Annotated in this window: 16 protein-coding genes; 8 read left to right on the plus strand and 8 right to left on the minus strand. The window is 45.5% G+C overall.

Annotated features, from left to right (window positions below; genetic code table 11):
- Positions 1-58: 58 nt before the first annotated feature.
- Entirely contained in the window at positions 59-559 is a 501-nt protein-coding gene (locus tag D9A03_RS19065; protein WP_120498803.1) for an Lrp/AsnC family transcriptional regulator, read from the minus strand.
- A 211-nt stretch (positions 560-770) separates the two neighbouring features.
- Between D9A03_RS19065 and D9A03_RS19070 the strand changes: the two genes are divergently transcribed.
- The 3 genes from D9A03_RS19070 (at position 771) to D9A03_RS19080 (ending at position 4147) form a co-directional block, all read left to right on the plus strand.
- Complete coding sequence (locus tag D9A03_RS19070; protein ID WP_120498804.1) at positions 771-1778, plus strand: mitochondrial fission ELM1 family protein; 1008 nt, start codon at positions 771-773, stop codon at positions 1776-1778.
- Positions 1779-2036: 258 nt separating this feature from the next.
- Complete coding sequence (gene trxB, locus D9A03_RS19075) at positions 2037-2981, plus strand: thioredoxin-disulfide reductase (protein ID WP_120498805.1); 945 nt, start codon at positions 2037-2039, stop codon at positions 2979-2981.
- A gap of 275 nt (positions 2982-3256) precedes the next feature.
- Positions 3257-4147 (plus strand): LysR family transcriptional regulator, encoded by an 891-nt coding sequence (locus tag D9A03_RS19080; RefSeq protein ID WP_120498859.1) that lies wholly within the window; start codon positions 3257-3259, stop codon positions 4145-4147.
- A gap of 140 nt (positions 4148-4287) precedes the next feature.
- Here D9A03_RS19080 and D9A03_RS19930 read toward each other — a convergent pair whose 3' ends face one another.
- Positions 4288-4434, minus strand: a complete 147-nt coding sequence (locus D9A03_RS19930) for a hypothetical protein (RefSeq protein WP_216825543.1) — start codon at positions 4432-4434, stop codon at positions 4288-4290.
- Positions 4435-4558: 124 nt separating this feature from the next.
- Here D9A03_RS19930 and D9A03_RS19090 point away from each other — a divergent pair, with 124 nt between their 5' ends.
- Complete coding sequence (locus tag D9A03_RS19090) at positions 4559-5152, plus strand: tetratricopeptide repeat protein (RefSeq protein ID WP_120498807.1); 594 nt, start codon at positions 4559-4561, stop codon at positions 5150-5152.
- An 80-nt stretch (positions 5153-5232) separates the two neighbouring features.
- Here D9A03_RS19090 and D9A03_RS19095 read toward each other — a convergent pair whose 3' ends face one another.
- On the minus strand, positions 5233-6453 hold the full coding sequence (locus tag D9A03_RS19095; protein ID WP_120498808.1) for an MFS transporter: 1221 nt from the start codon (positions 6451-6453) through the stop codon (positions 5233-5235).
- Between the two features lie 119 nt (positions 6454-6572).
- On the opposite strand from D9A03_RS19095, the gene D9A03_RS19100 reads away from it, so the two are divergent.
- The gene (locus D9A03_RS19100; RefSeq protein ID WP_216825544.1) at positions 6573-7373 is read left to right on the plus strand and encodes a helix-turn-helix domain-containing protein; all 801 of its coding nucleotides are present in this window, start codon (positions 6573-6575) and stop codon (positions 7371-7373) included.
- A 48-nt stretch (positions 7374-7421) separates the two neighbouring features.
- On the opposite strand, the gene D9A03_RS19105 is transcribed toward D9A03_RS19100, so the two are convergent.
- Positions 7422-9272: a BCCT family transporter gene (locus D9A03_RS19105; protein WP_120498809.1), complete on the minus strand. Its 1851-nt coding sequence runs from the start codon at positions 9270-9272 to the stop codon at positions 7422-7424.
- Positions 9273-9932: 660 nt separating this feature from the next.
- Here D9A03_RS19105 and D9A03_RS19110 point away from each other — a divergent pair.
- Positions 9933-11108: a serine protease gene (locus D9A03_RS19110; protein WP_120498810.1), complete on the plus strand. Its 1176-nt coding sequence runs from the start codon at positions 9933-9935 to the stop codon at positions 11106-11108.
- A gap of 12 nt (positions 11109-11120) precedes the next feature.
- On the opposite strand, the gene msrP is transcribed toward D9A03_RS19110, so the two are convergent.
- Together msrP and D9A03_RS19120 are read right to left on the minus strand one after the other, a co-directional pair.
- Positions 11121-12128 (minus strand): protein-methionine-sulfoxide reductase catalytic subunit MsrP, encoded by a 1008-nt coding sequence (gene msrP, locus D9A03_RS19115; RefSeq protein WP_120498811.1) that lies wholly within the window; start codon positions 12126-12128, stop codon positions 11121-11123.
- A gap of 211 nt (positions 12129-12339) precedes the next feature.
- Positions 12340-13542: a pyridoxal phosphate-dependent aminotransferase gene (locus tag D9A03_RS19120; protein ID WP_120498812.1), complete on the minus strand. Its 1203-nt coding sequence runs from the start codon at positions 13540-13542 to the stop codon at positions 12340-12342.
- 377 nt (positions 13543-13919) lie between these two features.
- Here D9A03_RS19120 and D9A03_RS19125 point away from each other — a divergent pair, with 377 nt between their 5' ends.
- On the plus strand, positions 13920-14123 hold the full coding sequence (locus D9A03_RS19125; RefSeq protein WP_120498813.1) for a hypothetical protein: 204 nt from the start codon (positions 13920-13922) through the stop codon (positions 14121-14123).
- 45 nt (positions 14124-14168) lie between these two features.
- Here D9A03_RS19125 and D9A03_RS19130 read toward each other — a convergent pair whose 3' ends face one another.
- Positions 14169-14702 (minus strand): carboxymuconolactone decarboxylase family protein, encoded by a 534-nt coding sequence (locus D9A03_RS19130; protein ID WP_120498814.1) that lies wholly within the window; start codon positions 14700-14702, stop codon positions 14169-14171.
- Between the two features lie 113 nt (positions 14703-14815).
- Complete coding sequence (locus D9A03_RS19135; protein WP_120498815.1) at positions 14816-15355, minus strand: peroxiredoxin; 540 nt, start codon at positions 15353-15355, stop codon at positions 14816-14818.
- A 265-nt stretch (positions 15356-15620) separates the two neighbouring features.
- On the opposite strand from D9A03_RS19135, the gene D9A03_RS19140 reads away from it, so the two are divergent.
- Positions 15621-16874: a diaminopropionate ammonia-lyase gene (locus D9A03_RS19140; protein WP_120498816.1), complete on the plus strand. Its 1254-nt coding sequence runs from the start codon at positions 15621-15623 to the stop codon at positions 16872-16874.
- The last annotated feature ends 5 nt before the right edge of the window (positions 16875-16879 follow it).

Raw genomic sequence — 16879 nt, forward strand, 5'->3', positions numbered from 1 at the left:
CACAGGAAATTCCGAGCTTCTTTATTATTCATCCAATGTATTTTGTGCAATACAGGCTTTATTCCTGCCCACCCAGAAGAAGCGCATCATTGTCATCAATGGGAACCCCTGGGGTATTCTTCGAACTTCTGATGACCTGAATGGTTTGCACTGTCGCTACATGAGGTGCAGCAGTCAGTTTTTCCGTCAATTCGTTTTCATGACTGGTATTGCGGGCAACCAGCTTCAAAACAAAGTCGTTTGAGCCACGTGTCATGCTGCATTCACGCACTTCGGGCCACTCATTCATATAGCTCTCAAATTCTGTCAAAACCTGCTCGGACTGACCTGTCAGGCCAACCAAAGCATAGAATGTCACTTCATAGCCCAAGGATTCAGCCTCTAGCTCTGCGTGATAGCCCTTGATAAAACCAGCTTCTTCCAAAGCCCGGACCCGTCGAAGGCAAGGAGGAGCCGAAATACCTGCCCGGCGGGCGAGTTCGACGTTCGTGACACGTCCATCTTCCTGAAGATCCTGAAGTATACGAAGATCTATACGATCTAACTTTACGCGGCGCATGCAAACGTCCTGTACAGTGTTTCCGGTAACACCCTAAACCTTCATGTTCTTACATGATAAACAATTAGAGCGAATCGAGTGATTTTGAGTAACAATATTACTCGCGACCTCCGGTTTTTCAAGATACAACAAACAAATTCTATTAGGTTACTGTCTCAATGATGGTCTTTTCCTTGCCTAGATCCTCTTGTCGCGCGATATTCCCTGAACAATGACAGAGATTAAGAAAAACCTTGTTTGCTGGGCTGTTAGCGATGGACGCGCCGGTATCGAAGCCAATTGTCTGGGCCTTGCAGCGGCTATGGGATTATCCCCTGTCATTCACCATGTGCAGATGAAATCCTTTTGGAAGTGGCTACCACCTTCGCTGATCCCTTTACATACCAGCATCTATGATGCATCCGCGTTTTCGCCAAAAAATGCCCCCAAAGCCAAAGGAAAACCAAAAGACAACTGGCCAGATATCATTATAGGTTGCGGGCGTCAGGTTGCTCTTTTCACGGCATTGGTTCGTAAACTGAGTATGGGAAAAACTTTTGCCATTCAGATTCAAGACCCCAAAGTATCCCCCAATCTCTATGATTTGGTTATTACACCTGAGCACGATAGATTAAGAAGCCCCAATGTTCTAGCTACTTGTGGTGCCCTCAACAAAATTACGCCTGATCTTCTTGAACGGGGCAAAGAAGAGCTCACCCCTCGCATAACGCATCTGCCCAGACCACTAGTTGCAGTTTTGATCGGTGGCAAAAGCAAAGCCTATGACCTCACAGCCGATATTATTCACCAGCTAGGTAACAAACTTCAGAAACTGCACCAACAAACGGGATGTGGTTTTTTGGTGACAACATCCCGGCGAACCGGACAGGACAACGAAGCGCTATTATCAAACTACCTGAAAGACCTCCCCGCATTTGCGTGGGATGGACAATCCCCCAACCCCTACTTTGGTTTTCTGGGATCTGCCGACGCCATAGTCGTCACCAGTGATTCAGTGAACATGGTTACAGAGGCAGCGAGTACCGGTCGCCCTGTCTTTACCGTTGATCTGCAAGGCGGGAACAAAAAGTTTGATCGTTTTCACAGGAAGCTCAGGGATGATGGCATCATTCGCCCTTTTACTGGTACGCTGGATTCATGGCATTATCCGCCGCTTTGTGAATCACAGCGGGTTGCCAAAATCATATTGAAAAAACTGGATGATTCCGGACGGTTATAACAGAAAAACAAAAGCCTGTAGAGAAAGCTGAAAAGATATTGATCTCCCCCTTGTAGAGAGCGAGAAGGCACTCTATTTTTCACACAAGCACAAGACGATTCTATCGTGATTTTCGCCGAGATTTCCCCAAGATTATTGTAGGGATTTCCACCTCGTTTCTCACCATTAAGATCAGCTATTGATCAATTTTGGTGTTGTTATGGTGTCTCGGAACAATGTTGATCCGGTAAAGATATAAACGAGAAAGATACAAAGAGCATGTCCGAAACCCACCGCACCAAAGTACTGATTATCGGTTCTGGCCCCGCCGGTTATACCGCCGCCATCTATGCAGCGCGCGCGAACCTGGAGCCAATTCTGGTTCAGGGCCTGCAGCCCGGCGGCCAGCTGACGATCACCACAGAGGTCGAAAACTACCCCGGGTTTGCAGACGTTATTCAAGGCCCGTGGTTAATGGAACAGATGCAGAAGCAGGCTGAGCACGTTGGCACAAAAATGCATTTTGATATTATTAATGAAGTCAACTTTGATGAACGCCCCTTTGTCTGCACAGGCGATAGCGGCAACAGCTACGTTGCCGATACAGTCATCATCGCGACCGGGGCTCAGGCACGCTGGCTGGGGCTGCAAGGGGAAGAAACATACAACGGGCGCGGTGTTTCCGCTTGTGCAACCTGTGACGGCTTTTTCTATCGCGGCAAAGAAGTTGCCGTTATCGGGGGCGGGAACACCGCTGTCGAAGAAGCCCTCTATCTTGCGAATATCTGTTCCAAGGTAACACTGGTTCATAGAAGAGACGCCCTGCGGTGTGAAAAGATCCTCGAAGATCGCCTGTTGAAAAATGAAAAAATCGATATTCAGTGGAACAAAGTTGTTGATGATGTCTTGGGCACGCCGACAGATGGCGTAACAGGTCTGAAGCTAAGAGATACTCAGAATGATTCATTCTCTGAGCTTGATGTCAGCGGCATGTTTGTGGCCATCGGGCACGATCCTGCGACAGCAATCTTCAAGGGCAAGCTGGATCTGGATGACGAAAACTACATTCTGGCAACCCCCGGCACGGCAACAACCAATGTTCCCGGTGTTTTTGCGGCAGGTGACTGTGTCGACAAAATTTATAGACAGGCCGTAACCGCCGCCGGAATGGGCTGTATGGCTGCACTGGAAGCAGAACGCTATTTGACTGAAATGAATGACTAGAACGGGTCACACAATCAGGATAAAAAAGCGGAGCTTGCAAGAGCTTCGCTTTTTTTATTTGTCCAAAATACACTCAAGTGGGGATTGAATTTGGACATTTAGTTTGATTTGGGCCTTCCCAAAAGCATACGCTTAGGCACAATTTGTTAAGAAGCTGTAATTACAGTAAGATATTGATAATTTACGAATCGCTGCCGCGAATTCAACGCGCAGACTAAGGGAGAAATGGTTTGTCAGAGGGCACAAAACGCCGGAGTGGCCTGAAAGCATCGATTATGGACTGGGATAAGCTGCGTATTTTTCACGCCGTTGCCGAAGCCGGAAGCTTTACCCACGCCGGGGAGCAACTGAACCTCAGCCAATCAGCCGTCAGTCGACAAATCTCTGCTCTGGAAGACAGCCTCAAGGTATCTCTTTTCCATCGCCATGCGCGCGGGCTGATCCTGACGGAACAGGGGGAACTCCTTTACAGAACGGCTCATGATGTCTTTGGCAAACTTGCCATGACAGAGGCACAGCTAACCGAGAGTAAAGACCGCCCCAAAGGCCCACTTAAGATCACAACAACCGTTGCTTTTGGCTCAACATGGCTCTCACCGCGCCTGCACGAGTTTATTGATCTCTACCCGGATGTCGAAGTACAGCTTATTCTATCAGACAAAGAGTTGGATCTTTCCATGCGCGAAGCTGATGTCGCCGTGCGTCTGCATCCGCCAAGACAGGCCGACTTGATCCAGCGGCACCTGCTCACAGCCCAGATGCATATCTATGCATCCGCCAGCTATATTAAGAAATATGGCATGCTGCGCACTGTCGAGGAAATCTCTGATCACAGGCTCGTTGTTTATGGCGACGATACAAAACCGCCGCTACCAGATATCAACTGGCTCTTACATGTGGGAACCGAAGGTCGTGGACTGAGACGTGCATCCATGGCGATTAATAACATCTATGCCATTATGAAGGCTGTGCGCTCTGGTGCAGGTCTGGGGGCGCTTCCTGACTTTATGACACAGGAATCAAGCGATCTCGTACAGGTATTACCAGAGGTTGAAGGACCTCAATTCGACGCCTACTTTGCCTATGCCGAGGAAATGAGATCATCAAAACGAATTGCCATTTTCCGCGATTTCCTATTACGCAAGGTCGCAGAATCAAAATTCTAAGGCAAAACGCCTAAAATTACGCTTTTATTACAAAATCTTAATAGGTATGCACATAATGCATATCGGCACTGTAATAATGTAAATCGACATCCGCAAAAAAAATGCTACATTCATTGTCATCAGATGTTGCGTTGCAATATCTACTTTGACTGGCTGTTGAGCTTGCTCCGGCTGGTCTGTTTCCAGGCTCCGGCCTGGGGGTCTTCGGACCCCACGTCTCCCAGACGTGAAGCCTCCCTGTTCAACTTGCCCCCAAGACATTGTTCTTGGGGGTTTTTTTTGCTCAATCGATTCCTGATATTACTCTAATGTATTTATTTTACTCCTTTTCACAATGTTCTCACCACATTTAGTCATCTTTCTAATCGTTACGATAACTATGAATGGCCAAGCCAGCATGCTACACAGCTTATGAGTAATGAAGCAAACGTCCAAACAGGAAACACTATGAAAATATTTATGGCTCTATCTTTTTTGCTTGTTACAGCGTCTATCTGTTCTGCTGATGAATTTAATGAAGTTAAAGCCGCTTGCGATGCTGGAAACCCAAAAGGATGTTATTATCTCGGGTTATCTTACGAGGGCGGAATTGGGGTCGAACAAAATTTTCAAAAAGCAGTTATTCCATATAATTACGCATGCAATGGCGGATACTCTAAAGGATGTATTAATCTAGGAGAGATGTATAGAAATGGTTATAAGATCGAACGAAATCTTGAAAAAGCAGCAGCCCTATTCACACATGCATGTGAAAATAATTACATAATAGGGTGTTACTCCCTTGGAATCGCGTATTTGCATGGAGAAGGCATTCAGCAGAATTCTCAAAAAGCCGCGATCAAATTCAAACAAGCCTGTAATGCCGATGACGCGCCATCATGTTATGTCCTAGCAGATTTGTATCATGACGGAGAAGGCGTCGTACAAAATATCGAAAACACAACAATATATTTCCAGAAAGCCTGTAACTTAGGGCTTTCAAAAGCTTGTGAAAGGCTTAATTGAAATATGCACAAATCTAAACCATAATAAAATAAGAGTGCTGACGAAGAGTATCAGCACTCCAATAAGATACAGCTTGCCCCCTACTCCGCAGCCTGCGGCAAAGATTGCGTCCCACCTATAACAACCTCATTACCCGGCCTTGGATCTCTCGGTACATTGAAAGCCAAAATCAAGGATATCACAGCCATGCCTGCACCAGCAGCGAAGACCATCCACATGGCTTCGTCGGGGAAGGCATGTCCGAAGAGGACCGGTATAAAGACAGCCGGGATATGGTTGATGGAAAAGCTGACGCCAGAGGTAGAGGCAATATCTTTGGGATCAGCGATTTTTTGCAGGTAGCTTTTCTGTGCAATGGCAAAGGAAAAGAACAGGTGATCCAATATATAGAGGACAGCACCGATCCAGGCTTCTGCGACCAGGGCATAGCCAGAAAATACCAGAATAAGCCCGATGTATTCACAGACCAATGCGCGGCGCTCGCCCCAGCGTGAGATGAATTTACCGATTTTAGGCGCAAGCCAGAAATTAATCGCCTGATTCACCAAGTAGAGCATGGTGATTTCGGCCACAGAAAAATCGAACTTCACGACCATCATAAAGCTGGCAAAAGCGACAAAGATCTGACGACGCGCTCCGCCCATAAAGGTCAGCGCATAAAAGAGCCAATAGCGTTTGCGCAAGATCATCTTCTTGTGCTGCACTTCCTTTGGCTGATAGGAAGGAAAAGCAAATACAACAAACAGGACGAGCAAGATGGTCATGGTACCACCCGCCAGATAGACCCATTTATAATCAAGGCCAAAAAAGGTGAAGATCACCCAGATCATGCCGTAGGCAATGATTGACGCGATGGAACGGGCAGAAAGCTGTCGCCCCATAGACAAGGGCGCGCGTTCCTTATCAACCCACTGCAGGGTTAGCGACATCTGGACGGTTTCGTAATAGTGAAACCCCACAGACATGATAACGGTGGTCACATAGAGGCCAAAGGCACTGGGGTAAAAGCCCGTAACGGCAACACCCACGCCCAACAGAATTAAAGCCATAAGGCCAAAAGTGCGTTCCTTGATAAAAAGAAGGAACAAAAGAGCGCTCACCACCAAGAGGCCGGGAATTTCACGCACAGACTGCAAGATGCCGATTTCAGCGAGACCAAAGTCGGCCTTTTCCACAACAAAATTATTCAGCAGGCTCATCCAGGTTGCAAAGGCCAACGGCATGGCCGCGGAAAGAATGATCAGGCAACCTTCAGGCGTACGCCAGACTTCCGGTTTCAAATAATGACCGAGGGATTTCATATGTTATTTTCCATCAAGACTTTTTTTAATTATCGTTACAATAAGACATAGCGACGAAGGCTGTCTTGCGTTATCGTGCCATATGATATCGACAAACGGACATTTGCGGGAAAAACCTCATGAGAATTGAACCGCTACCCAATCAGCCCTTGGTATCGAAACCCAATGATGTGCCAGAAGAACTGGTGCGCCCGGTAATGGTACGCGCTGCGAATATGCGCCCCGGCAGGCGGGTCTTGCCCCACAGTCATGCATGGTGCCAACTCGCCTACGCAGCCGAAGGGGTTCTCGCTATTTACACAGATCAGGGTAGCTGGGTCGTGCCCCCGCAACGGGCCGTGTGGATCCCCCATGAAACTGATCACGAAGTCTATTCCCCCCACGGTTCAAAATGGCGGGCGCTGCATCTGGACAAAGAATTCTCTCAGGGTATGCCAGATAGCTGTTGCGTTATTTCCGTCTCAAAGCTGTTGAGGGAAATGTTACTGCACGCTGCCAATCTACCCATAGAATATGATGAGCAAGGGCCTGATGGGCGGATGATGCAGGTTCTTATGGATCAGATCCGGACAGCCAGAACCGTTCCCCTTCACTTACCCCTTCCTCAGGATCTCAGGTTACGTCGTGTTACCGAGTGTTTAATCCACACTCCTTCTGATCCGAGAGGATTAGGAGATCTCGCCAACGATGCGGGCGCAAGTAGCCGTACGCTTGCAAGATTGTTTTCCAAAGAACTGGGCATGACCTTTCGCCAATGGCGTAGCCAGTGCCGCCTGATGGCATCCATGGAACGTCTGGCTCATGGCGAACCGGTGACATCTGTCGCTATTGATTTGGGATATGACAGCCCCAGTGCCTTTATCGCCATGTTCAAACGTACCTTGGGAAAACCCCCTGCCGCCTATTTCGCCGCTCAATAAAAAAAGCCACGCATTTCTGCGTGGCTTCTTAATTTTCATGCCGAAAGATTATTCAGCTGCTTGTGTCGTCTCTGCAATCTTCTCTCTGTGGTTATCTCTATAGAGAGCCTTGGCAAGAGAGATCACCATCAGAACCATCACCATTGTGAAGGGAAGCGCCCCAATGATCATCGCATTCTGAAGCGCGCCAAAAGGATTTGCTTCTGCACCACTATTACCAGCAATAATCAAAGCACCGATTACACTGGTTAGAATCACGCCCCAGATAATGCGGTGCTTGATACCTGTTTCCTGCTCACCACCGGACATAATTGTATTCATCACAAGAATACCAGAGTCAGCCGATGTCACCAGGAAGGTCATGATCAGAACAACACACATGATCGTTAAACCGGACAGAACACCGCCGGAAAGCATCTGACCAAGGGTCACAAATAGCTTTGCAGTATTGGTCGCGCCGATAATCGCGCCATCAGCAACGCCCGTTAGCTCAAGATCAATTGCTGTTCCGCCAAGGATGGTCATCCACAGGAAACAAACAATCGCCGGTGCGATAACACATCCAAGGATGAATTCACGAACAGTACGACCTTTGGAAATACGCGCAAGGAAAAGACCAACAAATGGAGAGAAAGCAATCCACCACGCCCAGTAGAAGGTTGTCCAGCCGGCTTGCCACCCAAACTGACGTCCTTCTGTACCAGCAGCATAAAGTGCTACCGCGACTTCGTCTGAATTCTCAAGTGCAGTCACAGAGGCAGGCAAAGTCTCTTTGAAACCGTCCAAAGATCCCCATGCGTTGGTCGCACCGCTAAAGATAGACGCAATGTCTTCGGCTGGCAGACCTTTGGCAACGTCAGGAAGCGCCATCGCAAACTCTTCAGCAGACAGCGGGCCATAAGCACCAAATGACATTTGAGCGAAGTGAAGGATATAATCAACCAAACTCGTACCAAAGGTTGTCATTGCAAAAGCAAAAGAGCCAAAGAAAACAAATGTCAGAAGCAGGATGATTGATAGTACCAGGTTGAGGTTAGAGAGATACTTGATCCCGCGACCAACACCAGAAACGGCAGACAGGATTGATAACCCCATAATGATGAACAACGCCGCAAGCAAACCAACGACACTTGGTTTTGGCGCTTCGGCATCGCCGTTCATAAGCCAGCTCATATCTGTGACAGCATAAACACCATCTACAAATTGGCTGACACCAAAGCCAATGGTCACTGATACACCAAGAATGGTCGCAACAACGCCAAGAACATCAACGATGTGACCAAATGTTCCATTGATCATTTTACCAAAAAGAGGGGTCAGAGCTGAACGAATCGTCAAAGGCATATCGCGAGTGTATGCGTAGTAAGCCAATGACAGTCCTGTGGTCACATAAATAGCCCAGGCATGAAAACCATAGTGCAGGAAGGTATAGCGATAGCCAGATTGGACCGCCTCTTCAGTATTTGGAACCACATCTCCATCAATGATAACCGGGTTTGATCCCCATAGACCGAGAGGTTCTGCGGTCGCGAAGACCATCAAACCAACTCCAAGGCCAGCACCAAACATCATTGAGAACCATGAAAAGTTGGAAAATTCAGGCTTAACCCCTTCAGCACCCAGCCTTTTCCTGCCTGAGGCCGGTATCAAGGCAATGATAAACAGGAAGAATGCAAAACCGCCAACGGCGATAATATAAAAGGTGTTAAAACTATTCAGGACGTTAGAATTCAAAGCAGACAGGACGCTATTGGCATTGCCCGGCCAGACCAGCGCCCATATAACAAGTAGGGTCATACTGATCTTACTGATTAGGGCAATGGGGACACTGTATCCCTCATAAAAGCCTCCCTCGGCCTTCTTGATCTCAAGATCAGTGAATGGTGGTTTGATTGACATTATGTTTCCCCGTTTAGATCTTTATTATCGTTTTTTGTGTAGCAGCTTTATTAACTCTGATTACTCAAAACGATTTTTGGCAAAAACGGGTGCAGTCGAGTACACCGGAGTATTTTTATTATCTATCTATGTCTTTGCAAGAAGCCCAAGTATGATTTCACAGAGTTCAAACAGATAGCTGTCACCAGAGTACTTCATTTTTCCTCATAACGTTACACAAATATTACTTTAACTTTCACACAAATATTCAGTCAAATTTAAATTATTTAAGTTTATTAAAATAAAATTGAAATAACCTTAAGAATTATTGACCTAAAAACCATGAATATACGAGACCAAAAAAGCAGATCGATCCTCATCGACACTTTCTCTTTTAGATCTTTCCAAGCATCTTTTAAGCTAAAACGTTACGCGTCCTGTCAACACCACAACCTGCTGGCAAGAAAATTATTTCGGTTAAGATTAGTATCGAATGTTCATCCAGTTATAACTCGAACTGACAATACTTTTCATATCATTTTTAGCAACATTCTCATGAACCTAAAACTCCCTCTAAAATAGAAAAATACAACTATTAACTCTCTTTGTATTTGACCTTAAACAGAACCTAGGGGAGTATATAGCTCCTCACATTTTGCGGTCATTTCCTGGAATTCAATCATGCAAATCAAAAGCTTAATTTGTTTAGCGTTATCACTGCTAATTTCAGGATGCGGAATATCAGCCACATATCAATCAAAAGGCGACTATTCTGCGCAGAATGATAAGCAGTACAACTATGCAATTTTATCACCACTGTCTCATCCTCTAGCTAAACAAGAGATGCGTGGTTTCCTCCTTGAGAGAGGTTATACGGTTATACCAGCCAACCTGTACAAAGCTGTTCTAGAAAACTTTATCATTCATGATGCACTCGTTTTTCAATGTAATGCAGCCGGTACAGCGGAAAGAGCCGTGATAGGCATCTCACAAAAAGTAAGCTGTTCAGCAGTCGATTATGAAACAGGAAAACCAGTTTATAACGGCTTTGGGGAACATATGGGGGACTTTGAGGAAGATGACTTTATCGGTGCAACAGCAGCAGCCTTAAATAACATTTTTCCTACCGGACAGGTAGGGCGTATTTTGACGATACAAGAGCTCGCAACAAACTTTGCTCAAAAAGAAACTTCTCCTTCTGCATCAGGATCAGAAAAAGAGAATGAATCATCTGAGTCAACTGGCACAGGCTTCTTCGTTAACAACAAAGGTTATGTAGCAACAAATCATCACGTCATAGATGGGTGTAAACAAATCAATATAAAAAACAGCCTTGGCGCAACATCAAGTGCTGAAGTCATAATATTTTCCGAAGAAGACGATCTTGCAGTAATAAAAACCAAGATTAAATCTAATAAATTTGCTTCAGTTTCAGCGCCTCCCCTGCAAGGAGAATATGTAGCAACATATGGCTTCCCTCTTCCTGGGCTTTTATCAACAGATGGTATTTATACTGATGGAAGAATTAATGCTTTAAGAGGTATGGGAAGCAATAAAAACTTCCTACAGGTTTCAGTTCCTGTGCAACACGGAAATAGTGGTGGAGCATTAGTAAACAAATACGGTGAGTTAGTCGGAGTTATTGCCTCAAAGCTCAATGCCGTTGCAGTCGCGGGTATGACAGGTGACATCCCTCAGAATGTTAACTTCGCCGTCAAAGAAAGCCGCTTAACGCGGCTTCTTGACAGAGTCGATGTACCCTATAATTCACACGAAACAAAAAACACCAAATATTTACCTGAAGACCTGAATAACAAAATCAAAGCTTACTCAGTCTTAATTCATTGCAAAAGCTGATCTTCTCTCAATTTAAGTATAAAGACGTTCGCCTTTAATATCTTTATATAGATCAGCGACTTCATCAGCATATCCGTTAAACAACAGTGTCGGCACCCGCTCGCTTTTGCCGAGTGGTTGCTCAGTAGCCTGGCTCCAACGCGCATGGGCAACGTCCGGGTTAACATTCGCCCAGAACCCATATTCCGATTCTTGAATTTCTTCCCAGAATGAAATCGGTCTTTCATCTGTGAAGGTAAATTTTATAATCGACTTCGTAGATTTAAAACCGTATTTCCACGGTGTTACTAATCGAAGCGGTGCTCCGTTCTGTTTTGGCATTGGCTTGCCATAAATCCCTGTGGCAATAAACGCAAGATCGTGAGATGCCTCTTCAATCGTCAATCCCTCGATATAGGGCCAGGGATACCAATGCGCTTTCTGACCGCTGGCAATATCAGGCAGATTAAAGGTCTCCATACGGATATACTTTGCACTGGACAACGGACGAGCAAGTTCGACCAGTTTCCGTAAAGGAAACCCGGTCCACGGAACAGCCATCGACCATGCTTCAACACAACGATGACGGTAGAAACGTTCTTCAAAATCAATCCTTGCAAAAAGATCATCTACATCCAGCAGCATCTCCTTCTCTACCATGCCATCTATGGCAATCGACCATGGGCGCAAGTGCAAAGCCTGAGCTTTTTTATGAATGTTTTTCGAAGAACCAAATTCATAAAAATTGTTATAGGTTGTCGCAAGCTCTTCAAGACTCAGATCCCGATCAAGCTTATAGTGATCGTTTCGTTTCGCAGGATAATATTTGGCGCTTGGATCCAGACTGGACTGCGTTGTTGTCTTTTCGGACGGTGCTGTTGCCTCTGCCGAGGGTTCATCACACCCCGTCACAAGGCCGGCGGATAAAACTGCTGATCCCAAAGCAGCTTGCTTCATAAAATTGCGCCTATTCAAATATACACTTTCCTCGGTTAACTGACTTTCTTTCAGCTCCCAAGGTTTGCAAAATTTCAATAACATTATAAATCCTCTGTCATGTTACAGTTACAGAGATACTCTTTGTCTTTCTCACAAACAAATCACTGCTGCGTTAACACCCCGTGTAACAGATACTTCAAGCTATCAACAAAATGAAAAAGGGTACATCGAATGATGCACCCTTTCATAGTTTTAAACCAAATCCTCTCGTTCAAATATTTCGCGAGAAACTGATCGTATCCTTAACTCATCTTTAGCTCAGAGCTTCACAAGCCCGTTTGATACGCTCACAAGCTTCTTTCAATGCTTCTGTAGATGTCGCATAGGAAATACGGAAGTAAGGTGAAAGACCAAAAGCCTCTCCCTGCACCGCAGCAACATCAAAACTTTCGAGCAGGTAGGTCACAAAATCACCATCAGATGAAATCTGTTTTCCATCCGGGGTTGTCTTGCCAATAGTACCCTCACAAGACGGATAGACATAGAAAGCACCTTCAGGCTTTGAACAATTAATGCCCGGACAATCATTGAGTAAATCAACAACCATATCACGGCGCGCTTTGAAAACTTCGTTATGCTTGGGAATGAAACTTTGATCCCCACGAAGAGCTTCAACAGCAGCTGCCTGACTGACAGAACAAGGGTTTGATGTACTCTGAGACTGAATTTTCGCCATCGCTTTGATCAGTGGCACAGGACCACCGGCAAAACCGATACGCCAACCAGTCATGCAATAGGCTTTGGAAACACCATTCATGGTCAGCGTACGATCATAAAGGGACGGTTCAACCTGTGCGGGTGTTACGAATTCAAAGTCATCGTAGACGAGCTTTTCATACATATCATCCGTCAAGATCATCACGTGTTCATAACGTTTAAGCACATCTGTCAGTGCCTTCATCTCGTCATAAGAATAGGCTGCACCCGTCGGGTTTGAGGGGCTATTCAGCAACACCCATTTTGTTTTATCAGTGATTGCTTCTTCCAGATCTTCGGCCTGTAGCTTAAAACCATTGCTTTGCATACAAGGCACAGCAACTGGTTCGCCGTCAGCCAACAAAACCATATCAGGATATGACACCCAGAAAGGTGCCGGAATGATAACTTCATCACCCGGATTCAGCGTCGCCATAAAAGCATTATAGAGGATCTGCTTACCACCAGTACCAACCGTAATCTGTTCTGACTTATAGCCGAGACCATTGTCTCGTTTAAATTTTTCACAGATTGCCGCTTTAAGTTCCGGCGTCCCATCAACGGCTGTGTAGCGTGTGTCCCCACCATTAATGGCGGTAATAGCGGCTGCTTTGATGTTATCCGGCGTATCAAAATCCGGTTCACCAGCGCCAAGGCCAATGACGTCACGCCCGGCAGCTTTCAGTTCACGGGCTTTTGTAGTTACAGCAATAGTCGGAGAGGGTTTGATTCGCGAGAGGCGATCCGCAAGTTGCGGCATGACCTTATGCTCCTGTTGTTTCGCCGAATCTAGACAAGATTAGGTCTGATCGGACTTACGAGTTTCAAGACGGGGTGTTGCACAGCGGCACCGTAATATAACCGACACAGACATCGCAACAGTGAATCTCAGAATAAGGCATTTTTACGATTTTCCTGTCAATTCGCACACCACAAAAATAACACCCTTCAACCGACATCCTTAAGATGCTGTTGCCCTAAAGCATAAACACCAAATTGCCGCATTTCTTCTAAATAGCTGTCACACTTTATCTCTAAAAGAGGTAATCAGCAGAGCTTCAATGTACAAACTACAAACTTAAAGACCCACTTCCTGACAGGAATAGGGCGTATTATACAAACGCGAGGAGATGCGGGATGCACCGAACAGGATATGTCCGCGATTCATACAAGCAAAATGATCGGAAAACTGGTCTTGTGAGTCTGACAGCTCTTTTGGTTCTGTTGGTATTTGTTTCGACAGTTTCTGTTTCTTTAGCTGCGATCCTGTCCCCAGAAAGCTTTCTTGCTGACCGGATGACCCACCAAGAACGAGACGAAATAAAAAAAGAGTCTCAATAGCCTCTTTCCTTGCACACTGCTTTTAAATCTTAGAAAGTTACTTTCCTATTCGGCCAAAGCATCTTCACCATCAAACGTAGCAGCAAGAGCATGCATTACAGACGCAATACGTATAGCGTCCTGAATACCTTCTTTGGAAATACCGCCCGCAGCAACCTGCTTTTCATGGGATTCAATGCACATGCCACAGCCATTGATGGCTGAAACTGCCAAGGACCAAAGTTCAAAATCAACTTTATCAACGCCAGGGCGACCGATGATATTCATGCGTAATCTGGCTGGAAGCTTCAAATAATCCTCATTCCCGCTTAAATGTGCAAAGCGGTAATAGATATTATTCATCCCCATAATGGATGCCGCTGATTTTGCTGCTGAATAAGCTTCAGCAGACAATTTTTCTTTTGCTTCAGCGTTAATTGCCTTGATGACAAAAGCATTTCGACTAGCCAGAGCAGAAGATAGCGCAGCTCCCCAAATTTGCTGCTCATTCAGGGATGTCGACGTCAGAACATTGGTGATGTTCAATTTGAGGTCTTTGGCATAATCAGGAACTGCTGACTTCAGATCACTAATAGACACGATCTATATCTCCCTTTATCGCGTGATGTCATAATTTTGATACTAAGTTGAGGTTTAACTGAAAAAGGCGGGTTCGGTTGCCCGGACCCGCCCTTTTCTAAAGCTCTTGGTTCTTAAGCAACTTTAAGAACGTCGTCGCCTTTGTTCCAGTTACATGGGCACAGCTCATCAGTCTGTAGCGCATCAAGGATACGAAGAGTCTCTTGTGGGTTACGACCAACATTCAAACCATTTACACCAACGTGCTGAATGATTCCGTCAGGATCAACGATGAAAGTTGCACGAAGAGCAACACCAGCTTCTGCGTCCAGAATACCAAGATCTTCACAAAGCTCGCGCTTGATGTCGGAAACCATTGGGAAAGGAAGGTCATTCAGATCTTCGTGGTCTTTACGCCATGCCATGTGTACAAAATCGCTATCGGTAGAAACACCAAGAATCTGCGCATCACGATCTTCGAACTCTTCGTTCATTGCACCAAAGGCAGCAATTTCAGTTGGGCAAATGAATGTGAAATCTTTTGGCCAGAAGAAAACAACTTTCCATTTTCCTTCATAGCTTTTGTCTGTGATTTCAACAAAACCATCAGTTGGGTTATTAGAAACAACAGCCGTCAAAGCGTATTCAGGAAACTTATCACCAATCGTAAGCATGCTTACTTGTCCTCATAATTATGCCCACCTTGTGAGCGCCGGTATTAATGCAAATTTTAATTGCGTCAAAATCTAATTGCGCAAGGCCCTGCGCAGAGGGTATTTTCATGCACCTACTTAATCTCCAGAAATTCACGAAGTCAAGATTTTTTTAGAATAATTCTAATTAACAACTAACTTTGTGTCTTTACCCTCTTTCCCTCTCTTTGGAAAAAAGTTTAACTAGGCAGAGCCAAGTACCTTTGAACACGGTAGATTAAACCAAATGGACCGCTATTTCTCAATCTGGAAAAGATCTCAATTCAACCTTCTTCCCAACCCTGATGCGTCCAGATCCATGGCTTATGGAGAGGATCTCGATCACATACTCTCCAAAGAAAGCTGTCAAAAGGCCCTTGAAGAAATAACCAGTTGGCCTGAGTATAAAGTCAGCCCGCTTGTCTCATTGCCAGGTCTTGCCAGAGAACTTAATCTTGTCGACATCAGTTTCAAGGATGAAAGCAAACGATTTCACCTCGGCTCTTTCAAAGCACTCGGCGGCGCCTATGCTGTTTACAGATTTTTGAAATCAACTGTTGAGCAAAAGTTGGAGACAGAAATAGGCGCTGACGATTTAAGAAAAAAAACTTACCGTGACATCACGTCTGAATTAACAGTTACAACTGCGACTGATGGTAATCATGGACGTTCAGTTGCATGGGGCGCCCAAATCTTTGGATGTAAAGCGACAGTCTTTGTTCCAGAGAGTTGTAGCACATCTCGCATAGCCGCCATTGAAGAATTTGGAGCAACTGTAATCCAAACGTCCCTGGATTACGACGACACTGTTGAATACTGCTCCAGGGACGCTGAAAATCAAGGTGCCCAGATCATCTCGGATACGTCATGGGATGGTTATCGCGACATTCCTGCACAGATAATGCAGGGCTATAGCATTATTGCAGAAGAAACCCTGAAGGAATATTTCACACGTCGTTTTCGACAGGCAATTCCTCCATCACATATATTCCTTCAGGCTGGTGTTGGAGGATTAGCCGCGGCACTAACCGGTTATTTCTGGGCTCATCTTGGCGAAAGACGGCCAAAAATCATCATTGTGGAACCAGAAACTGCGGCCTGTTTATATGCATCTGCAGCCGAAGGCTCTTTAATCAAAGCAAGTGGTGATAAAGAAACCGGAAAAATTCACACGATTATGGCTGGGCTGGATTGTGGCGAAGCATCTCCTATCGCTTGGGAAATTCTATCTCATGGAGCCGATTTCTTCATGACAATACCAGATACAATAACGGGCCCGACAATGAAGTTAGTCGCAGGTTCCCCCTTTAATGATCCTGTTTTGGAAGCAGGCGAATCAAGTATCGCAGGCCTCGCCGCTTTGATTATGACAGCAACACACGAGGATACACGTGAAGTACTTGGCTTATCACCTGATTCACGTATTCTTCTTATTAACAGTGAAGGTATTATGGACCAATCCCTGTACCGAAAACTTGTAGTTGAAGATCAACCTAATTGAGCTTA

This window comes from Kiloniella sp. EL199 (assembly GCF_900313065.1).
Taxonomy (GTDB): domain Bacteria; phylum Pseudomonadota; class Alphaproteobacteria; order Kiloniellales; family Kiloniellaceae; genus Kiloniella.

Excerpts from the sequence above, each read along its gene's own strand:
- D9A03_RS19065 (WP_120498803.1), bottom strand. The coding sequence starts at position 559 with ATGCGCCGCGTAAAGTTAGATCGTATAGATCTTCGTATACTTCAGGAT.
- D9A03_RS19070 (WP_120498804.1), top strand. The coding sequence starts at position 771 with ATGACAGAGATTAAGAAAAACCTTGTTTGCTGGGCTGTTAGCGATGGA.
- trxB (WP_120498805.1), top strand. The coding sequence starts at position 2,037 with ATGTCCGAAACCCACCGCACCAAAGTACTGATTATCGGTTCTGGCCCC.
- D9A03_RS19080 (WP_120498859.1), top strand. The coding sequence starts at position 3,257 with ATGGACTGGGATAAGCTGCGTATTTTTCACGCCGTTGCCGAAGCCGGA.
- D9A03_RS19090 (WP_120498807.1), top strand. The coding sequence starts at position 4,559 with ATGAGTAATGAAGCAAACGTCCAAACAGGAAACACTATGAAAATATTT.
- D9A03_RS19095 (WP_120498808.1), bottom strand. The coding sequence starts at position 6,453 with ATGAAATCCCTCGGTCATTATTTGAAACCGGAAGTCTGGCGTACGCCT.
- D9A03_RS19100 (WP_216825544.1), top strand. The coding sequence starts at position 6,573 with ATGAGAATTGAACCGCTACCCAATCAGCCCTTGGTATCGAAACCCAAT.
- D9A03_RS19105 (WP_120498809.1), bottom strand. The coding sequence starts at position 9,272 with ATGTCAATCAAACCACCATTCACTGATCTTGAGATCAAGAAGGCCGAG.
- D9A03_RS19110 (WP_120498810.1), top strand. The coding sequence starts at position 9,933 with ATGCAAATCAAAAGCTTAATTTGTTTAGCGTTATCACTGCTAATTTCA.
- msrP (WP_120498811.1), bottom strand. The coding sequence starts at position 12,128 with ATGTTATTGAAATTTTGCAAACCTTGGGAGCTGAAAGAAAGTCAGTTA.
- D9A03_RS19120 (WP_120498812.1), bottom strand. The coding sequence starts at position 13,542 with ATGCCGCAACTTGCGGATCGCCTCTCGCGAATCAAACCCTCTCCGACT.
- D9A03_RS19125 (WP_120498813.1), top strand. The coding sequence starts at position 13,920 with ATGCACCGAACAGGATATGTCCGCGATTCATACAAGCAAAATGATCGG.
- D9A03_RS19135 (WP_120498815.1), bottom strand. The coding sequence starts at position 15,355 with ATGCTTACGATTGGTGATAAGTTTCCTGAATACGCTTTGACGGCTGTT.
- D9A03_RS19140 (WP_120498816.1), top strand. The coding sequence starts at position 15,621 with ATGGACCGCTATTTCTCAATCTGGAAAAGATCTCAATTCAACCTTCTT.